Here is an 18,436-nt window from a genome sequence, read left to right on the forward strand (position 1 = left end):
TTTAAAATTATCACATATTAATAAAAAACCGCCCGAAGGCGGTTGTTTCTGACGATAATAGTTATAAAACTTTTGGAAGATTCATTTTATTGGCGGGCTAGAGATGGAAATAAACTCTCTACGATACGCTGGGTACTCCATAACCCAATTTCTTGATGATGCATATGTGGTGCTAAGTATTTTAAAAGCTTATTGATCTTGTACCCTGCATTGGTGCTACCAGCCACTTGTTTTTTTAGTTCAGTCAATTCATGGTTGGCCAAATAGCTAAATGTGCTGGTTTCTAAGAAGTTTTTAACAAACTCTTTATTTATAAGATTGTGCTTAGGATTTTTGGAATTTCCAGCAATCCAATCATAAATAAACGTTTTTTCAACCGCACTGAATACACCAAACATCTTCCCGTCGTCATTATGAATCATGTTCCAAAATTTGCTTTCTTCAGGTGGTTGATTGAGTTTAATCCAGCCTATTTTGATCAACTCAAAAATAAAGTCTTCAATCTCATCTTCTGCAGATAACCACTCATTTGTCGTTTTATTATTAAATTTACACTTATTGTTATGCATATGTTTGCCAACTAATGCTTTCTTCTTAAATATCTCTAAAACCATTTTTTCAGAGCATAAGTTTTTAATAATTTTAACTGAACTAATGCCTTTATCATTTAGAAGATAACCAATTTTTAGTTTTCTAAAGAATTCTTCTTTGGACCTATAATGGCTTGCTAATTTTTTTACTGCATTTGTTGCCAGTTTGGCATGTCCATTATCAAAATTATCTATTGTTATATGTACATTAAAGTACTGGGGGTCAATCCCTAGCTCTTTTAATTCATAGTTCGTTATTAATAGATGCAATGGCAGTTGTTCGTAACCTAAATTAAATCCAGCTATTTCAGGTATAAATTCCGAAGGTGCATACGCAAGCGCAAGTTGTACTGCTGCTTGATGATAGTATTCATCAGGTAGATTTAGTGAGAGCTGGTCCAACCCATGTGTTAACAATATTGTGTTGTACATGCTTACATGGTTACTTTTCTCAGAACCAAGCCCTAACTCTTCTAAATATATTTGTATGAAATCTCTAAAAACTGGATCATTCCAATACTGAATCATACTATACAGCCATGACCCATCAACTTTTTTTGTCGGTGCAACCTTATATAGAAACTCATAAGCCTTACTTAGGTTAGAAAAGTATTCTCTCCCTGCTCCGTTTTCCCGTCTTTCTAAATATTCTTTATAGTGCTCACATTGAGTACGATTTTTTTGTTCAATCCACTCACCCAGCAAATTTAAATCTTCTGGCATATCAATATTTTCAGTACGAATGCTTTGAATTTCATTTTCAAGGATATGAAATGACTTTAATTCCTTTGCGGACTGGGATATCGCTGGATCTAAAAAGTATTCGACAAGTTCATAATATTTCTGATGATCTTTAGTAATTAGATGTAATATTCTTTCTTTTACTGCTGTCGGCATTATAGTTCTCTCGCGGTAATAAGACTGTTCAAACATAATTCACATAATATTCTGATTTGTTATTTTTATTTAACATCGGTTATTCATTTGTAACCCTACGTCTGCTTTACCTTGCAAAACATAAGCTTATAGATTTCAATAAAAATTAATATATTAGTAACAAAATTTATAAATGTGAACTCCTTCACAACATTAAATCCTCTTATTTATTATTATAATAATAAATAAGAGGATTTAATTATGAAATCTATTTTTAAAATAATAGCAAAGAAAGACCTTAAAATTTGTCTATTTGAAAGCGCCAGTGCCGGATATATCGCTTATAAAATCTCACAAGATCAATACTCTGGTGACATACTAGATGGCGGGATTGTCTGCTACGACCTAAACTTTAAAAAGAAATTATTTAAAATAAAACAATCAATAATTGATGAACACACAGCAGAGTCACCTGAGGTAACAAAGCAATTGATAATGAATGGTAAAAACATATATAAATCTGACATTTATATATCATGCACTGGTTTACTTAAACGCGGGGGATCTGAGACTAAACAAAAGCCAGTTGGTACTTTCTTTTATTGTATATTTTATAAGAATACATATTACCAGTTTGAGATAATGACTAAAGGACATCCTAAAGCAAAATTAAGAACGCTCTATAAAAATATATGTAAATCATTAAAAATAATATTAAAGAATGGTTAATTGTTAACATTGTGTAAATAAAGTAATATTTAAATTACTTATAAATCAACAGAACAAATAATTAAATTAAAGAAATTATAAAATAAAAAAATTACGTAACATTTTAAAAGTTTTTTATTCAAGTATTCATGTTATTAATAATTGATCTACTGTGATTGAGTAGATTATCTAATTAATCTTTAAAGGAACAGTATTATGTCTAGCTATAACCAAGATCAAAATAATGATACTCGCTTACAGCACCAGCGTGGTGATACTCAAAAACCTCAACATCAACAAAACCAGCAGTCTGATCAACAGCGTCAACAGAATGATCAGCAACAACAGCAGCAACCTCAACAGCAAAACAATCAACAACGACAACAAAACCAGCAGTCTGATCAGCAACAACAGCAGCAACCTCAACAGCAAAACAATCAACAACGACAACAAAACCAGCAGTCTGATCAACAGCGCCAGCAGAATGATCAGCAACAACAGCAACCTCAACATCAACAAAACCAGCAATCTGATCAACACCGTCAGCAAAATGATCAGCAACAACGTCAGCAAGATTGATAATCAAAGTAACAACAGTAATTTTTTAATTTACAGAAGCAGCCCAGGGATCACTGCTTTTGTAATTTATTAACTAATTAATCGGAGTTATTACAATGAACGACCATCAAAATGAACATCCAATACATCATGACTGGCGCACGGATTACTCCAATAGACCGTACTATGGCGATCTTCAACGTGAAGTACCCGATATTGACTATGACCGTGATCTAAGGTCAGCTTATGAGCTTGGTGAGCGCGAACGTCATTTATACGGTGAGAATGCGCGTTTCGAAGATTCTGAGCCGGATTTACAAACCAAATGGGAAGAGTTCAAAGCAGATTCTCGTTTGAAGTGGGAACATGCTAAGCATGCAATCAAGGATGCTTGGGAAAAGATGTAAACTACAACTTATAAACTAAAATTCAAAAAATGTATTAAGCATGGACTTTATAAAAATAATTCTGCATGACACTTCTTTTACTTTTGCATTAGAAATTATTTTCCGATGCATCATTATGTTTATCTTAATTATTATTTTTTTAAGATTTTCAGGTAAAAGAGGTGTCAGGCAACTTTCAGTATTTGAGTTAGCCATCATTTTAAGTTTGGGTTCTGCAGCTGGCGATCCAATGTTTAATGATGATATTCCAATCGTACAAGCACTCATTGTGTTTGTAGTCATTATTCTTCTATATAGATTCACAACGTATCTAATCATGAAATCAGATACTTTTGAAACAATATTAGAAGGTAGGCCAATGTATATCGTCAAAGAAGGCTTATTGATTGTTGAAGATATCAAACAGGAAAAATATTCATATGATGAATTTTTTGCTGAGTTAAGGCAAAACAAAATAGAACACCTTGGTCAAGTTAAGTCAGCATTACTTGAAACTGATGGGTGTCTAAGTGTAATTCCTTATGCCAAAGATAATATCAAATGGGGACTACCAATTTTTCCAGATCACTACCAAAAAGCTAAGATTTTTGATTCCAAAACGTACTATTCGTGCATGCTGTGTGGACAAACACAATTTATTAGTTTTCTAAATGCTCAATGCCCCCGCTGCAATTGTGACTGTTGGACTGAATCAAAATTAGAGTGTCAACAATAAAGAACTGCTGAATGTGTTCTATTTCTACTTGAGTAATCTGTATCTTGTTTATGGTAACGTTTGCAGTTCAGGCCAAAGTTGATGAATACATTGATTATGCAAAATTCATCGTTTTTGATTTATCCAACCTAATTAAGACAAAGCATAAGTAAGTAATCTTATAAATCCCCTTTATGGATACTTATTTCTAAATAATACAATGTAATTTATCTAGCCAAGGATGTAAGAACATTAGGCACTTTGTATCCCTTCTATTTCAACACATGATATCAGCGTTTATTTACGATAGGCTGAATGCTCACTCACATTGAAATAGGAATATATTCTAATGACTACTATTAATGTTGAAAATATTAAGAGCCATGCAGATGTAATTGCTTCATGTGGAACTAAAGTTGGTGAAGTAGACCACTTGCAAGGCTCCGACCAAATTAAACTGACTAAACATGGTGACGGTCATCACCACTTAATTCCAGTTTCATGGGTTGGTGAAATTACAGACAATAAAATTGTACTGACTAAAGATTCTCAAGAAGTTAAAGATACTTGGGTAGAGGTTTAACACCCTGCTACTAAAAAACCCTCTTAGTGAGGGTTTTTTATACTGCAAATTTAGATATATATCTACATGAAGCCTATAGAATTATTTTGTTCGTTCTATATGGATTACATCAATATCAGTAGGTTTAATACGATGGGTATCAACCTCACCAACAACACGGACTTTGTCTCCGACTTTAAGCTGCATAGGCTTCCATAGATCATCATCAACATCGATTACTATCGTGCCAGTTGTATCTTTAAGCTCAAAATCATCACCAGAGATATGCTTGGTAATTTTTCCTTTTATAGTTACACCAGATTCATCTGATAATTTTTTAGCTTGAGCAATCGTTACAACATTTTTTTCAGCTTCCTTTAATAACGCTGCATCAGACTTTGCAAAAGATGTATTTGCACTTAGTAAGACAAAACCACCCAGTACCGCACATAGTATTTTTTTCATACTTATGACTCCAATTAAATAATTCTGTTTTACAAACTATAAGATTTATTCAGTCTATTATATTTGGATAATTTTAATATCTTTCAAGTGTAAAAATGCCCTTTAAATGTACTGAATGGAACTGCTATTAAAAACATCTGACTGACGAGCCACGGCTAAAATTTTTGGATGCTATTAGGTTTAAATGGATTATTGTTAGTATGTATCTTCGGTATCACATATCAAAAGTTTTATAGTTTAAGCCCTCAATTGAGGGCTTTTTTATACGCATTGGCCAATTTCACATCATAGCTATTCTTTGCGTAAGCAGCACCATTATAACCACGCGAAAAGGCTTTCCAGTCCTGATTTTTGAGTGCATTCACCAGGCCATTCACTTGAATGTATCGACACATAGCATCAAGTTGGGAGGCTTCATCTTTATACATTGCATTAATGAATTCTTGTAGCGATGCATATCCTAAAGCCTTCCAGTGATACCCCATCACTTGCCCAATTCCCCAGCTAGCCGACTCTAGTGCTGAAGCCCGATGATATTGCGCAGCAGCATTCAATCGACCGTGTTGGGCTGAATACAAACCATAACCGCCTGTACTTTTACTGCATAGATCAGGACGCTTAACCATCATTTGATCTGCTATTTTAGATTGGCCATTGGCAATCAAGCGCTGCCGCATCACATGACGTTCAAATAGAATCACTGGCGTATTGTCGGCATTAAAGCCTGATCCTTTACATTCAACTTCTATCACAGCCCGTAATACGGCGCTTTCAACACCAAGCGCTTTTGCTTGTTCTAAAACTTGCTCTGCGGTTAATTTCTTATTCATTTCACTTTCCTTTAGGCATAAAAAAAGCGCCTTATGGCGCACAGACAATAAAAAACCGACCTTATATTCGGTCGGTTTTATTTGAATAAGTTAATGATCCAGATCACCACCTGCCATCTTTCTTTAAAAATATTCATCATCGCCCAACACCTAGTACATTAAAAAAATACGACAACGAATAGATAAATGGACTTGCTGCAATTAAAAGGATTGCCACCCCAACACAAAATCGCAACCAGCCTGACAAATAACCTTCCATTTCCATGCCCTCTTTCGGATGAATTTTAAATTTACCTTTGGTAAACTTGTTCATAGGTTCTCACTTATTTCTTATCAATTTGTGGGAAACAAAAAAGCCCATGACTGCGAATCACGGGCTTTTTACTATTTAAAATGTTTGATTATTTTCTAAGATCATTTCTCGCATCTTTCAGCTCTTTCACAACTTCAATAATCGTCTTACCTTCCTGCTTGTTAATAAAATTAAAAGTCCAACGCACAATAGCCCAACCGGGTAGTCCACAGATAAAGAAGAATCCGCCTAGGGCAATCATTCCCCAGATATCAGTTACCCATTCATGTAAGCCCCATTTCACAATAATAAATGCGCCTCCAGTAAGACTAGAAACTACAGTACAAATTAAGCCTACAGCCCATTCCTGTGGTGAGCGCGGTAAACGCATCATAATGACGACCGTTGCAACCAAGCAGATGGCCAGTGTGACGGCAACTGCAGCACCGTAAAATTTTAAAAAAGCTGCGAAACCACTTGTAGAGACAGGCTCCATTAAATTCCCCTAATTTTTAGGCATAAAAAAGCACCTAAAGGTGCTTTATGGTTGAAAATTTTAACTATCAGCAGTTGCCTGTGTGATTCGTGTTGAATAGTTCCAAGAGGTCGGCTTCCATATGTCCCGCGCAGCAACACGCACATAATATGTGGTCGTTGATTGTAAGCCCGTAATCGTGCAAGCATTTTCAGTACCTGTCCAACGCGCTACCGTTGTATCAGGATCAAAGTTCGCATTAGTACTGATCCACACCTGGTAATCTTTCAGATCAAGTACTTCACTTGGAATCCAAGTCGCTGTGATCGAATTTGCAGTTGCTGATGTGTACACGTTCAGCAATTGTGGTGGCACTGGATTACTGATGTTAAGCTCAGCAAAGGTACTGACAATTGAACCGTTTTTACTTGCGACCCGTACTGTATATGCACGTTGAATACCGTCGATTTTCGCTTCATCCATACTGTATGAATAATCGGTATTCGTTGTATCAACAGTTCGAAGCAATACACCATTCGACCAAATCTGAACAATATAACCTGTCGCACCAGCGGCACTTTGCCATTGAACTTTAAAGCTCGTTCCTTCAAATGCAGATTGAAGTGATAAACCTTTGACGCCTGCAGGGCGACCACCATTGATAGTGTAACTGTATGCCGTCACTTCATCCAAGGTTTCTTCTTTTTGCTCAAGACCATTGAAGCTTGTGAACTTCAGATAAATCTGTTTGCCGACCATATTTGAGTTGAAGTCATATTCAAAAATCGCACGATCAATACGAACAAACGATTCGCCAGCGATATGTGAACTAGTATCATCAAAACGACCACGAAGCATGCCACTTAATGTATAACGCCCTGATCCATCCAAGGTCGCATTGATGTAGTTGATATATTCATCACCGACTTTACATAGTGTTACATCCACTTCAGCATCTTCAAGTGTACCACCAAAGATTTGACTCGATGTATTCAACTGAATCTGCATCGATGTGTCATCCACATCAATGGCTGAAACTAAAGTACCGTAACGAGCAGAACCGTAGATGGTCCCGATCATTTCATAAGTCGTGTTGTCTGTACTTGCCCAAACGTTACAGCCACCCCAATTAATACCACCAGATGCAGCCACCCAAATTTGATTTTTACCATCGGTTAATTCTAATGGAGGCTCAAAAATAGCTGGTGCATTGACGTTGCCTGGTTCTTCATTGCCACCTTGGTACCCATTCGATGATTGCAGGTCATACTCAACTGCTGAACGAGATCCGACTGCAAGCTCTTCAGCGGTAATTGAGAGTACACCCTCCTCATCTTCTTCAACTCGTGTGATTCTTACCGGAAACTGATTCAAACCTAAGGATTCGTCAGTGATGGTCACAATGTCCATCGGTTCAAGTCGGCAGTACTTCCAGCCTAATTCAAACTCATATTCATTTCGAACATACAGTTTTCGCTGTAATAGCAATTGCACCGCATGACGAGCAATTTTTGGCTCACAAAAAAAATCGAACTTGACCGGATCTTGTGTACGCAGACCAAACATTTCGATATTGGCTTGGTCCTTGGCTTCAACCGTTTCAGTGTTGTACTGGTTAAAACGATTCACGTATTCAATTTGGCAATGATTGTATGCATCAGTGTCACGACTTCGACGTACACGCACTGGCTGATCTTTGTCTAAAAAATCATCATCAGTCAGGTGATAAACTGGTTCAAGATTTGGTGTAAATGTTACACCATTTCCTGTCACTGCACTGTCACCGTATGAACGGATTTTCAAGCCATCTGGACTCGGTACGACTGCACAATTCACTGCTTCAACAATTTCATTGATGATCTCAAATGCTTCACGCTGTTCAGTCAAAGCAGGGCTGATCAACAAATTAGTGGCTGCACAATAGGTTCGAAATTCAGATAAATCTGCCACATTCAAACTAGGTGCTGCACCGTACCGTGGATTGGTGATGAAATCTTCAATCACATCGGCTGGATTGGCATCGTGAATCTTTTCTGAAAATGTAATATCACTAATCACTTCAAAATTATGATTCGATAATGCTGCACTACCGCCCAAATCATAATTGGCACATGCCACATATCCAAGGAATGGATAATGCACCGCTTCATCTGGATGCTTTGATGCTAAATAGCCCCAAACTGGATTGTGATCACCATCGAATAATTCAAAACCGATTTGATCAATAGGCTTGAGTTGCACACCACCTTCAGTTTTCGTGACGATCTGTTCTTTATCACGCCAAATGATGCCAATGTCTTTGATTTTGTTTTCGCATAGACCAAGCATCAAAGATGCTGAATAAGTATATGTTGTGTTTTTTGTCTTGGTTTTACCACCTTTGCCACCAGATTTAGTGGTTGTCGTGTGAGCAGTGGATTTAAAATCCCCGTACCAAAACATATTGGCTGCAACACGATTTTTGCCATAGACCAATGGCTGTGTTAGACCATACGCAGATTGCTGAATGCGCATCGAATTGATACGCTTATCAGACGTACTGATCGTTGTACTTCCAAATATTCCACCCATTATTCTTTTAGCCTCTTCATACGAAAAAAGCCCGCAATTCTGCGAGCTAGACTTCCTTTTGTGCCATCTTGGAGTATTACTCCTTGATGTATATAGGAGTGAATAATCGTTGGCCATTCGACGACTATTGCACCATGACTGATGCATTTGCCAAAGTGGTATAAAACAATGTCACCAGGCTGTGGCTCATCGACTTCATAGCACACAGATAAAACGTGCTCTAAATATCGTTGGCCAAGCTGATGCATGTGCCAATCTGGTGGATAAGGTCGCGGATCTAAATGATCCATCAAGCCCACTTTTTCATAGACTTCACAGATCAAGGTTCCACAATCCACACCTACTCCTTTGACCCTTCCCTGATGATGATATGGTGTGCCGATCCAGGTCATAGCTTCAGAAACAGCCTCTAAATGCTTCATAGTTAAGGCCACTTATGCTCGGGTTGGTTTGGTCTAGATGGGTTGGTTGGCAGATTTGCAACTGGTGTACCTGTTACTACGTCCTCTTCAGTTTGACTTCGATACAACTCATCAGCCAACCAAAATTGCCTCAAAAAGTCTTGAGGTGTTACAATTAAGCTGTCACGCATGACTTGGTTATATGCCCAAATGTACTGTTTTGCTACGTTGTACTCTTTACCTAGATAAGCATTGCCGAGAATTGCTTGCCAAACTTTTGGGCCATCTTTTTCAAGTCGGTACTCAGGGTTGACAATCTGACCTAAAAAATTATCAGGCACAAACCCTAATAAGTAATGAACCAAATGAGCTGGATACCCTAATTCATCAATAGCAGAAGTAAAGCCTCGTAACGCTTTATCAAACTCACCAACAATGAGCCAATCGTAAGTTTCAGTTTGAATAAAGTCTAAATTTGGGTATTTGTATTGATCAACTGGGTAATTGACAATAGATGCTAATCCACTTTTTTCTCCCAAAATACTAGGTAGAAAAAAAAGAGTTGAAACTTGAGCTTCTGGATAAACGTCTTTTACAGCAGTTTTTACACTTAGAACTGAATTACCCAGCTCGCGCTGTAGAAACTTTAAATATATTTGATCAATCTCACTGGAGATATCACTCATACGATCCGAAATCTCGTGCGCATATAGACCTGTTTCATCGTTAAATTTCACACGGGTGGAGTAATCATAAATGCAAGGTTTTCCGTCCGCATTAATCCACCACCATGGTTCGCCAACTTGAAGATGTGGCACTAAACCCTCATCGCTCAATATGCCAGCAAATTCAACAAATACCGACCGTAGCCAGTTCATACCTTCAACATTGCATGGACTAATCAAGTAACTGGGTGGAATATATCCTGTATATCCATAGTTATCTGACCAATCTCTTTGAGTCCATGATAGTTCAGCGGCCTCACTGTATAACTCGTAAGAAATTGAGAAGATTGTTTTCATGAAGTATTTTTTCGCAGCTTTTGCAAAATACTTATGCCAGATAGTAGCTTCACGATTTAGATACGTATCAAACAATTCGTCAGTATCTGGTTTGCGTACAATGAATCGCTGCTGTAGATCATCCCATCTGGAATCATAAAAGTGTGACATACCACAGTAATGATTAACAAATCCTCGATACCCTAAATCGTAGCAGTTCTTAATAAGGCGTAGAGGGTTTACATTGTAGCTATCATCATAGCCTGTACACATTCCAAGTGTATGCTGCGGTATGTTTAGCGATTTACGAATATATGTGCTATTTGAACCAGTGCACTTGATTTTACTAATGTGTAACTCACCTGACTCAGGTAGCGGCAATGGATTTGACGATATAGAATCGAATCCGCTTGTTAAGCAACCGATAAAAATACGCTGAATATTGTCTTTCGGGAATGGAATGTTCTGCTCATAACCACTGACTACAGTATTCCAATCAATCGTAATATCGGCATGGGTTGCTGTTAAAGTTTCTAGATCAGCGAGATTAGCTAATCGCAAATAATATGGTGTCTGACCATTTACACCACTAGTATCATTCACAACAACCGTCATAACCAAGCCAAGTTGCTCATCGTCAATCGCTGGAACGTCTCCATCTGTATCAATTGAAAATGATAATGTGCAGTTGTTAAAATTTCCTTTCTTTTCATAGCTTAGATATTTATGCATCGCTAGATCTTCAGTAAAAAAGATAGCAGCAGCAAAATCATTTTTGCGTCTTGAAGTAAAATAAACATCAAATGCATCTTCATCCTCCCCAATTATGCAGAAAGACATACTTCGTGGACCATCTACAGTCCAGCAGTCTGCTGAAAAGCGAGGCACTATGTTTCTCTTTACATCGAATGAGTTAGCTGGAAATTCTTGCTTAAGAAATCCCAATAAATCAGTAAGTTTTTCTTTAAATTGTTTTTCAGTGACATCTGGATTTGTGAAATCAGCTGCTTCGGGTAAGTACACCATATTCTTACTCCATAAAAAAACCCTGTATATACAGGGTGTGGATTGAAGACTAAATTAATTAAACTGCTGTTTCTGGTACAGGAATAAAAGGCGCACCACGAAAACGAGCGAAATTATTGAAACGGTTCTGGCAAGTTTCCAAGCGTTTATCACATCCAGGATAAACCTTGATTCGTTGCCCTGCCTGCGGTGCTTCCAGCAATGGCAAAGTCAATAACAATGCCCCTGACTCATGCATACGAATCGTCCGTTTTAGACCTGCATTGCCACCGTCTAAAAACTCAATTACACCTTGCGTGAACCAACCTTGAGGCTGATTCACCTGGCATAAGATTCGAGCTGTAGTACTGCCCAATTCAATTGTCGTTTGCACCATAAAGTTTTGATGCAATAGACCACATGCCGTATCAAATAGTGTATTGGTACAGCTTGGCTGATAAAGATTTCGCGGCATTTGCACATTCAATTCATCCAGATCTGATGCAACACTGGCTTGGATTGAATTTCGATCTAAGTCAGGCTCAATGATTCGACCTTCAAACAACTTAATGGTGCCGGCACTAGTATCCGTTGGTGTATTCATATCCATAAATATGCGTTCTAACTTAAATCGAGCACCATCTAATTGACCATTATGAAACGCTTGAACAACATTGATGCCGTTCCATTCATTATCATCAATACAATCAATACTGATCGATAAATTATCAACCTCAATACCCAGTGATAGGCTGATCCCTTCACGACTGATAATAGGTCCACTCGAACTATATGTTTGATCTGCTACAGTCAAATCAAAGTCATAATTCGTGTATCGGTATGCATCACCTTGTACGGTTGTAATGGTATAGAGATCAGCCATGAGAAATTGATCTGCATCCAGTAAGGCAATTAGTTTTGGAAAAGCTGCTCTCATACTTTATTTCCTAATGATCCAATTATTTCAACTTTGTTGGCTTTCCATAATTTGCTCATAAAGTTGGTGTATTGCTGTTCATCATCAGCAAAACGGCAACGATAGTAAAATGTTCCAACAACTCTCAAAATCAGACCTTTAGGTATTGGTGATAATAAACTGAGTACACCGTCTTTGCTGATTGTAAAGTCTACGCCAGATGACCACTGAAGCAATAAATCATCTATATACCACATGGGTTTTCGCACATTTGAATCCCACATTAGTGCACCTACACCACCTCCAACAGGCTTTACGTGAGATAGGGGGTACTTCACATCACGCATTAATCTATAAAGTTGGAAAATTTTAGTAACACCATCCCCAACGAATGTGCAGTCATACTCGCAATCCTCAGGCATTTTGAAAAGAAAGGAATCGAATGCACCACGGCGCTCGATAAAGAAACCTTCTAATTGTTGTAATTCATTTCGCCCTTTCGATTCACGCAGAAAAGCAAATGACATGGATATTTCATACTTAGGAACGGCCTGGTAACTCGCACGAAGCTCCCGACCATTCGCTGATGTCATAATTTTAGTGTTAAATATGGGGGTCTTTGACAACTCCCACTCAAGACCTGGTAATTCAGGAAATAGTACGTCTGACATAATTACCTCCTTAGGTACCAAAATTACGACGATGCCCTTTTAATCCATTCGTAAGTTCTCGACCATGTTTTTCAAAGAATCGTTTTACATCACGTGAATCAAAGGCTTGAACAGAGAAATGATTATTCACTTGCTGACTCGGTGCTTGAGATACACCTAATCCACCGTCTGCTGTTAATGATTTACCTAATGCACGTATCGTATTTGCATGTTGCTTAGGTAAGACCATTTCCTCTTCGTGAAGTTGTGTCATCGGATTCACGCCTGCAGGAATGTCATATCCGCCTCGAGCAGAAGCTACTTTTCCAACAATTGCCGAAACACCAGCAAATGCTGCTATACCTGCTGCCACGCCTAAAGCAGGACCCACAATAGGAATGGCTGATAATGCCGCCCAAGCTCCAGCCATTGCCTCCCAGGCCGACATCATGATTGACTTTAAGACTTCCATTAGTTTTAAACCTAGTCGAGCTAAAACCCCTGTTGATGTTGCGGCTGTCTTCATTCCTTCACCTGCTACCACAGCGCCAGTCTGTGCGGATTGACCTGTAACTTCAGCAGCGGTTTCAGTTTTGATGAATCCAAGCTTTACAGCCAATCGAGTGGCTAAGCTTGCAGCGTACTTTTTCATTGGTGCCGTAATCATGCTTTGAATAAATGCCCCTGCCAGTTCTGTGAAAATGGCATTCATGGCATTTTTCCATGTCAGCGTGCCATTCATCATAGACTGAATGCCTTTATCCCATAGACCAGACATTCGTGACGTTAGACCACCAAACTTATCCTCAAAGTCTTTCATTTGGGCATCTGAAAGAACTCCAACTTGCTTGGTATCGGAAACCTTTTGATCAGTATCTAAATCAGAAATATTGTTCATAATCTGATTCTGATCACCCTGTTTTCCTGAGATACCAGACATTTGATTTTCTAAGTCAAGGCGCTCTTGCAAGCCATTACGCTTGATAGCTCTGAGCTGATCCTCTAACTCTTTTTCAAGTCGTGCTTTTTGAACATTTGAAATTTTCTTAGCATCGAATTCAGCTTGAATATTAGCCTTTTCAATCTCATAGATTCGCTGAGCTTGATGCTGCTTGTTTTGAATTTCAGCTTCGCGAATAGCTTTAATTTTCTCAAACTGTTCAGCATTTAATGCAGCAATCTTGTCACTGGCATCCTTTTCTACACGTACCTTAAAAGCAGCCTTTTCAGCATCGGTGATTTTGGCTTTTTCAATTTCTTTAAGTGCTTTTTCAAGATCCAGCTTTATTTTCTGTTCTTGAGTAGCATACTTATACCGAATATCAGCAATTGCTTTAGCTTCTTGCTCTGCTGCCCTCTCTCTTGCTTTTGCATCAGCATCAGCTTTTGATTTAGCCGAACTTCCTTTAGAGTCTTTGACTCCTGTGCCAATACCCTTATTTGAGTTAAATGTTGGTGATGGTGTAGGTGGTGGTGCAGTTCCGACTACAGTAGGATTTTTTAAGAACAGATTCTGGAGTCTTTTCCCACCCGTTGTTGCAGAATTGACAATAGCTGAACCTGCTGCACCCCAAGCATTAGCTGTGTTGCTTACACCTGTATTCCAACTTGTTTTTAGATTGTTTAGACGTGACTGCATCTGACCAGTATAGCGATCAGCAATTGAGCCTAATTGTGATAGACCACTTTCCCACGACGCTTTGGCAGCTGAGAAGTTAAAGTTCAAAACATTGCTAACAACATTACCAAAGGTCTGAAACTTAATAGACAAGACATCAAGGCCGTATTGAATCGTATCTCGGAATCCGCCAAATACATTCATTACAGTGTTCACTGAAATATTAATTGCTTGGCACACTGTAGCAACGACCGCACGAATAGCAGCAAATGCTATTTCAATACTAACTTTTAGCCCAACAGCTACGGCAGCGAATCCATTCATCGCACCCGCTACCAAATCCATGAATCCTACTTGTTGAATAGATCCATCACCGATATCGGCAGTTAAATCACTCCAAATTCCACTGATCGTACTAAATAGACTTTGAACAATATCAAGAAGACTCTCGAATATTGTGATTATCGCTGTGACTGCGCTATCAATACCCTCTCTAGATCTTGATGCAAAACTAAGGAAATCATTTGCCAGGTTTGTTAGTGCTGGCGCTGCTTGAGCTGCCAGTCTCGTAAATACACTGTCAATCGTTTGCTGAATTATATTTAATGCAGTATTGAATTCCTTGGTCTTAGCAATTGCATCCTGATCCATAATCAAGCCAAGTTCATGCGCTTGTTTTGAATATTCTTTTAGCTTCTCAGCGTTGTTTTCTAGCAATGGAGCTAGTAGCGTTGCATCATTAGCGATTGACTCCATATAGAAAGTCATCTCAGCTTGGGATACGTTTGCTTTCTCTAACGTTTGATAATACTTTTCGAGAATTTGTGGACCAGTAAGACCCTGAAACTCTTTAGCGGTTACACCTACCTTTGGTGCAATTTTTTCGAAGAAATCAGCCATTTCTCCGCCACCAGTTTGCATGAAGTCACCAAACTTATCATTCACATCTTTCATGATGTCAGATAGTTTGTCTTGCTCAACCATGACTGACTTAGAAGCAAATGCCCACTCTTGGAATTCTTTTGTTGTTGTATTGGCTAAGCGTGCTTGGATTTCCAATTCCTTAGATGCTCGACCAACTTCAGACGTTAATGATGCTAATCCAATAGCCGCCGTCCCAACAGAAGCCGCTATACCAACTCCGATAGCGACAAAGCTTTTAGTCAGATTACCTGAAATTGATTTGCCAATATCTTCAAATTTATTGTTGATATTCTTGGTTATGTCATCCAAACCAGTTTTAATGCTTGAAAAATCAAGCTTAAATTTAACCTTATTTCCTGTATTCTCAATCCGTTTAGCGCCATCGCTAACGATCTTTTCAGCTTCATCCATGCCCTTTTTAAGTTCAGAAGTCTTCGCACCAACGTGCACTTCCACTCGATTGTTGCTCATAATTCCTATCTCACAGGCATAAAAAAACCGCCGTGAGGCGGTTTAGTTGTTATTGATGAAAAGCACCCTGATGTGCTTAATCAGACATAGCAATTATCAACACAAGAATCATCCATATAAAACTTATCCATCTCGCTTTGCTTGAATGCCCCTTTCTTAGCGTGAACCATGCAAAAATATATGGCATCCAAAAAATACCAAATCCCAATAAAAATGAGACCTTTTTATAATCCTTACTCTGCACCTGTGTTGTATCTGCAAAAGAATGCTGCTGATAATTACTTGGTAAAGATTTCGGCTGAGTTTTATTTGATTTAAAACTACTATATGACAGGCCAGTGCCGGGTATGCCCACTGTTGTTCTAGTGCCTGTCTTGCCCAAGCTCACTCTCGCGCCTTTTACACCAACTGATACACTTGAAATGCCTTTCTTGCCGACATTTAATTTGACACCAGGTGCAATCTTAAAGCTCTTTCTGAAATTAAGGCCCATTAATTATCTAATCTCAGCCTTAATCTTCTGAATCATCTGTTGTTCGAAGACACCTCGTGATACACAGGTTAGAGTTATATTCTGAGTCACGTCACCAACTTTATAATCACCTTGTAAAGTTGTTCTGACATCTAGAGAACCATTATCAATCAAAATATTGTATGCAACCTTTGTACTAGTTCGATTATCTTTCAAATAGTCGATACCCATTGTAGTACCACAGTCAGCTTGCAGTGGAGTTAATCGAAGATCTCGAGCAGCAGTTGAGATCACACCTGCTTCCACATTAGCACTCATAATCTGTTCGCCATTAATAGCCAGTGCTCTTTGCGCTGCTTTAAATATTTGCTCTTTTGTTCCGACAACTTGCTCACTAGCACTTTGATTTAATGTCATTGGTGCTTTGTATGTAGTAGCACAAGCTGTTAAACCAAATGCTAGTAAGCTACCCCCTAATACTTTTTTCATGGTTATATCCAAGTTTTTATAAAGTTTACACAAACTTTAATCAACTCAATTATATAAATCAATCAGGGCAACCTTAGCCACCCTGAGGAAAGTTCTGCAGATCCGCAAACAGATCATCATCATCGCTTTGCGTATTATCTGAAGCTTTACTGTCTTCAATCCCCATAAATGCTTCAAGGATTCGACATAGACGCTGAATGCCAACATGGCTGGGAGGACACTGCTTGTGATAAGCATTTAATGCTTTGACTCTTGGGAAATCCAACTCATTACGCACGTAATCATATTCCTTGCCCAAAGTCAACACCAAATGCGTGTACAGTTCCTCCCAGTCTATTCCCCCGAATCAGTGGCCTGTTCATCTTCGCCTGTATAAACCAGACCAGAAGCCCCCATGACCGTTTCAAATACGGCGTTCACGTGACCAACATCAAGTAGTTCATCAGCAACAAATTCACGTGGAATGTCAGGATAGTTACGCTTTAAAGAGCTATGCGCAACATCTGCTACTAAAGCAAAATCGCTTGGATCAAAGGTTTTAAGCTGTGGCATCAGCTTTTCAGCAGCACCTAATGACAACGGCGCAAAAATCCAAATCTGGCCATTAATTTTAAGTGGGTTACCACGTGGGTTTTCGACCTGGTTAAATTGCATTTGTTATTACTCCGAAGTAGTCCATCTGAAGACACGGCCTAAATCATCGGCCATTGGCTGGAATTCAAACTCAGGTAGATCGTAATCATCCTGTTTTGAACTGAACGCAAGCTTATTGCTGACACAGCGGAAGAATTCAATACCAAAGAATTTCCCCTTGTAGTCACGCATCAGATCAACACTAAATTCAGGCGTGAAGCCCATATCCAAGTTGCTTACGACACCAGATTTAGCACCTGCTACCGTTGCTGTGTATTTAAAGCTGATAAAAACAGTTTTACCTACATCATCTGCTGCAAAGGTATAAACACCTGTCACTTCATCAACACTGTATTGACCTGCAACTGGTGCACTCGCCACACGCTTTAATGGAATAGCTTTGGCATCTGTCACACCTAAGTCTTTTACGAATGTACCGCTATTCGGAACGACTGGCGTTACTGAGGCTGCAACGACTTCACCATTAATGGTTTGTGCTACTGCAGTAATACCACCTTCAGTGACTACGCCACCAAAGAAGATGGAATTCAACAATGCGCCGTTGATGCGACCCATTGTCGCTTTGCACTTAATCGAACCTTTACCGCGTGCAGCGTCTACAGCAAACTGACCACGGCCAAAAAGTTCTTTTAAGTCATAGCTGATATCAACTGACGTTGACTGCAGTACGCTCACTTCAACCGGCGTGCCATTGGTGATTGGATTACCGTGCACATCCTGTAATGGTGTGGCAAATATTTTACCGGCACCAAATAAATATTGAGCCATATGGACCTCTTAAAAATGAGAAAACCGCCGTATTGGCGG

At 38.8% G+C, this 18,436-nt stretch carries 21 protein-coding genes; 5 read left to right on the forward strand and 16 right to left on the reverse strand.

What is annotated here, in order from left to right; all coding sequences use genetic code 11:
* Nucleotides 1-86 precede the first annotated feature (86 nt).
* Nucleotides 87-1,487: an iron-containing redox enzyme family protein gene (locus B9T33_RS11440; RefSeq protein WP_086179030.1), complete on the reverse strand. Its 1,401-nt coding sequence runs from the start codon at nt 1,485-1,487 to the stop codon at nt 87-89.
* Nucleotides 1,488-1,724: 237 nt separating this feature from the next.
* Between B9T33_RS11440 and B9T33_RS11445 the strand changes: the two genes are divergently transcribed.
* From B9T33_RS11445 to B9T33_RS11465, 5 genes are all read left to right on the forward strand, one after another.
* Nucleotides 1,725-2,195 (forward strand): CinA family protein, encoded by a 471-nt coding sequence (locus B9T33_RS11445; protein WP_416202596.1) that lies wholly within the window; start codon nt 1,725-1,727, stop codon nt 2,193-2,195.
* 195 nt (nt 2,196-2,390) lie between these two features.
* A complete protein-coding gene (locus B9T33_RS16385) occupies nt 2,391-2,753 on the forward strand; it encodes a hypothetical protein (protein WP_143224013.1) in 363 nt (120 codons plus the stop codon).
* A gap of 89 nt (nt 2,754-2,842) precedes the next feature.
* A complete protein-coding gene (locus tag B9T33_RS11455; protein ID WP_086179032.1) occupies nt 2,843-3,139 on the forward strand; it encodes a hypothetical protein in 297 nt (98 codons plus the stop codon).
* A 40-nt stretch (nt 3,140-3,179) separates the two neighbouring features.
* Complete coding sequence (locus B9T33_RS11460) at nt 3,180-3,854, forward strand: DUF421 domain-containing protein (RefSeq protein ID WP_086179033.1); 675 nt, start codon at nt 3,180-3,182, stop codon at nt 3,852-3,854.
* A 328-nt stretch (nt 3,855-4,182) separates the two neighbouring features.
* Entirely contained in the window at nt 4,183-4,416 is a 234-nt protein-coding gene (locus B9T33_RS11465; protein WP_086179034.1) for a DUF2171 domain-containing protein, read from the forward strand.
* Between the two features lie 81 nt (nt 4,417-4,497).
* Here B9T33_RS11465 and B9T33_RS11470 read toward each other — a convergent pair whose 3' ends face one another.
* The 15 genes from B9T33_RS11470 to B9T33_RS11535 form a co-directional block, all read right to left on the reverse strand.
* On the reverse strand, nt 4,498-4,860 hold the full coding sequence (locus B9T33_RS11470; RefSeq protein ID WP_086179035.1) for a NirD/YgiW/YdeI family stress tolerance protein: 363 nt from the start codon (nt 4,858-4,860) through the stop codon (nt 4,498-4,500).
* A gap of 245 nt (nt 4,861-5,105) precedes the next feature.
* Nucleotides 5,106-5,690: an N-acetylmuramidase family protein gene (locus tag B9T33_RS11475; RefSeq protein WP_086179036.1), complete on the reverse strand. Its 585-nt coding sequence runs from the start codon at nt 5,688-5,690 to the stop codon at nt 5,106-5,108.
* 136 nt (nt 5,691-5,826) lie between these two features.
* Nucleotides 5,827-6,003, reverse strand: coding sequence for a hypothetical protein (locus B9T33_RS16480; protein ID WP_171263627.1), 177 nt, complete (start codon nt 6,001-6,003; stop codon nt 5,827-5,829).
* Nucleotides 6,004-6,091: 88 nt separating this feature from the next.
* Nucleotides 6,092-6,478 carry a hypothetical protein gene (locus B9T33_RS11480; RefSeq protein ID WP_078190808.1) on the reverse strand — a complete coding sequence of 129 codons (387 nt, stop codon included), beginning with the start codon at nt 6,476-6,478 and terminating at the stop codon, nt 6,092-6,094.
* A 60-nt stretch (nt 6,479-6,538) separates the two neighbouring features.
* Nucleotides 6,539-9,028, reverse strand: coding sequence for a phage tail protein (locus B9T33_RS11485; RefSeq protein ID WP_086179037.1), 2,490 nt, complete (start codon nt 9,026-9,028; stop codon nt 6,539-6,541).
* Nucleotides 9,028-9,450, reverse strand: a complete 423-nt coding sequence (locus B9T33_RS11490) for an NlpC/P60 family protein (RefSeq protein ID WP_086179038.1) — start codon at nt 9,448-9,450, stop codon at nt 9,028-9,030. Before B9T33_RS11490 ends, B9T33_RS11485 begins: the two co-directional genes overlap by 1 nt.
* A 2-nt stretch (nt 9,451-9,452) precedes the next feature.
* A complete protein-coding gene (locus B9T33_RS11495; protein WP_086179039.1) occupies nt 9,453-11,456 on the reverse strand; it encodes a hypothetical protein in 2,004 nt (667 codons plus the stop codon).
* A 58-nt stretch (nt 11,457-11,514) separates the two neighbouring features.
* Nucleotides 11,515-12,372 (reverse strand): DUF2163 domain-containing protein, encoded by an 858-nt coding sequence (locus B9T33_RS11500; RefSeq protein WP_086179040.1) that lies wholly within the window; start codon nt 12,370-12,372, stop codon nt 11,515-11,517.
* Entirely contained in the window at nt 12,369-13,022 is a 654-nt protein-coding gene (locus B9T33_RS11505) for a DUF2460 domain-containing protein (RefSeq protein ID WP_086179041.1), read from the reverse strand. Before B9T33_RS11505 ends, B9T33_RS11500 begins: the two co-directional genes overlap by 4 nt.
* Before the next feature lie 10 nt (nt 13,023-13,032).
* The gene (locus B9T33_RS11510) at nt 13,033-16,014 is read right to left on the reverse strand and encodes a phage tail protein (RefSeq protein ID WP_086179042.1); all 2,982 of its coding nucleotides are present in this window, start codon (nt 16,012-16,014) and stop codon (nt 13,033-13,035) included.
* A 76-nt stretch (nt 16,015-16,090) separates the two neighbouring features.
* Nucleotides 16,091-16,507 (reverse strand): DUF4236 domain-containing protein, encoded by a 417-nt coding sequence (locus tag B9T33_RS16690; protein ID WP_086179043.1) that lies wholly within the window; start codon nt 16,505-16,507, stop codon nt 16,091-16,093.
* A gap of 3 nt (nt 16,508-16,510) precedes the next feature.
* A complete protein-coding gene (locus B9T33_RS11520) occupies nt 16,511-16,975 on the reverse strand; it encodes a hypothetical protein (RefSeq protein ID WP_086179044.1) in 465 nt (154 codons plus the stop codon).
* 73 nt (nt 16,976-17,048) lie between these two features.
* Entirely contained in the window at nt 17,049-17,282 is a 234-nt protein-coding gene (locus tag B9T33_RS11525; protein ID WP_086179045.1) for a hypothetical protein, read from the reverse strand.
* A gap of 26 nt (nt 17,283-17,308) precedes the next feature.
* Complete coding sequence (locus tag B9T33_RS11530) at nt 17,309-17,629, reverse strand: hypothetical protein (protein WP_086179046.1); 321 nt, start codon at nt 17,627-17,629, stop codon at nt 17,309-17,311.
* A gap of 6 nt (nt 17,630-17,635) precedes the next feature.
* Complete coding sequence (locus B9T33_RS11535) at nt 17,636-18,397, reverse strand: hypothetical protein (RefSeq protein WP_086179047.1); 762 nt, start codon at nt 18,395-18,397, stop codon at nt 17,636-17,638.
* Between the last annotated feature and the right edge of the window lie 39 nt (nt 18,398-18,436).

This window comes from Acinetobacter sp. ANC 5054 (assembly GCF_002135295.1).
Taxonomy (GTDB): Bacteria; Pseudomonadota; Gammaproteobacteria; order Pseudomonadales; family Moraxellaceae; genus Acinetobacter.

Excerpts from the sequence above, each read along its gene's own strand:
- B9T33_RS11440 (WP_086179030.1), bottom strand. The coding sequence starts at position 1,487 with ATGCCGACAGCAGTAAAAGAAAGAATATTACATCTAATTACTAAAGAT.
- B9T33_RS16385 (WP_143224013.1), top strand. The coding sequence starts at position 2,391 with ATGTCTAGCTATAACCAAGATCAAAATAATGATACTCGCTTACAGCAC.
- B9T33_RS11460 (WP_086179033.1), top strand. The coding sequence starts at position 3,180 with ATGGACTTTATAAAAATAATTCTGCATGACACTTCTTTTACTTTTGCA.
- B9T33_RS11465 (WP_086179034.1), top strand. The coding sequence starts at position 4,183 with ATGACTACTATTAATGTTGAAAATATTAAGAGCCATGCAGATGTAATT.
- B9T33_RS11470 (WP_086179035.1), bottom strand. The coding sequence starts at position 4,860 with ATGAAAAAAATACTATGTGCGGTACTGGGTGGTTTTGTCTTACTAAGT.
- B9T33_RS11475 (WP_086179036.1), bottom strand. The coding sequence starts at position 5,690 with ATGAATAAGAAATTAACCGCAGAGCAAGTTTTAGAACAAGCAAAAGCG.
- B9T33_RS16480 (WP_171263627.1), bottom strand. The coding sequence starts at position 6,003 with ATGAACAAGTTTACCAAAGGTAAATTTAAAATTCATCCGAAAGAGGGC.
- B9T33_RS11480 (WP_078190808.1), bottom strand. The coding sequence starts at position 6,478 with ATGGAGCCTGTCTCTACAAGTGGTTTCGCAGCTTTTTTAAAATTTTAC.
- B9T33_RS11485 (WP_086179037.1), bottom strand. The coding sequence starts at position 9,028 with ATGGGTGGAATATTTGGAAGTACAACGATCAGTACGTCTGATAAGCGT.
- B9T33_RS11490 (WP_086179038.1), bottom strand. The coding sequence starts at position 9,450 with ATGAAGCATTTAGAGGCTGTTTCTGAAGCTATGACCTGGATCGGCACA.
- B9T33_RS11495 (WP_086179039.1), bottom strand. The coding sequence starts at position 11,456 with ATGGTGTACTTACCCGAAGCAGCTGATTTCACAAATCCAGATGTCACT.
- B9T33_RS11500 (WP_086179040.1), bottom strand. The coding sequence starts at position 12,372 with ATGAGAGCAGCTTTTCCAAAACTAATTGCCTTACTGGATGCAGATCAA.
- B9T33_RS11505 (WP_086179041.1), bottom strand. The coding sequence starts at position 13,022 with ATGTCAGACGTACTATTTCCTGAATTACCAGGTCTTGAGTGGGAGTTG.
- B9T33_RS11510 (WP_086179042.1), bottom strand. The coding sequence starts at position 16,014 with ATGAGCAACAATCGAGTGGAAGTGCACGTTGGTGCGAAGACTTCTGAA.
- B9T33_RS16690 (WP_086179043.1), bottom strand. The coding sequence starts at position 16,507 with ATGGGCCTTAATTTCAGAAAGAGCTTTAAGATTGCACCTGGTGTCAAA.
- B9T33_RS11520 (WP_086179044.1), bottom strand. The coding sequence starts at position 16,975 with ATGAAAAAAGTATTAGGGGGTAGCTTACTAGCATTTGGTTTAACAGCT.
- B9T33_RS11530 (WP_086179046.1), bottom strand. The coding sequence starts at position 17,629 with ATGCAATTTAACCAGGTCGAAAACCCACGTGGTAACCCACTTAAAATT.
- B9T33_RS11535 (WP_086179047.1), bottom strand. The coding sequence starts at position 18,397 with ATGGCTCAATATTTATTTGGTGCCGGTAAAATATTTGCCACACCATTA.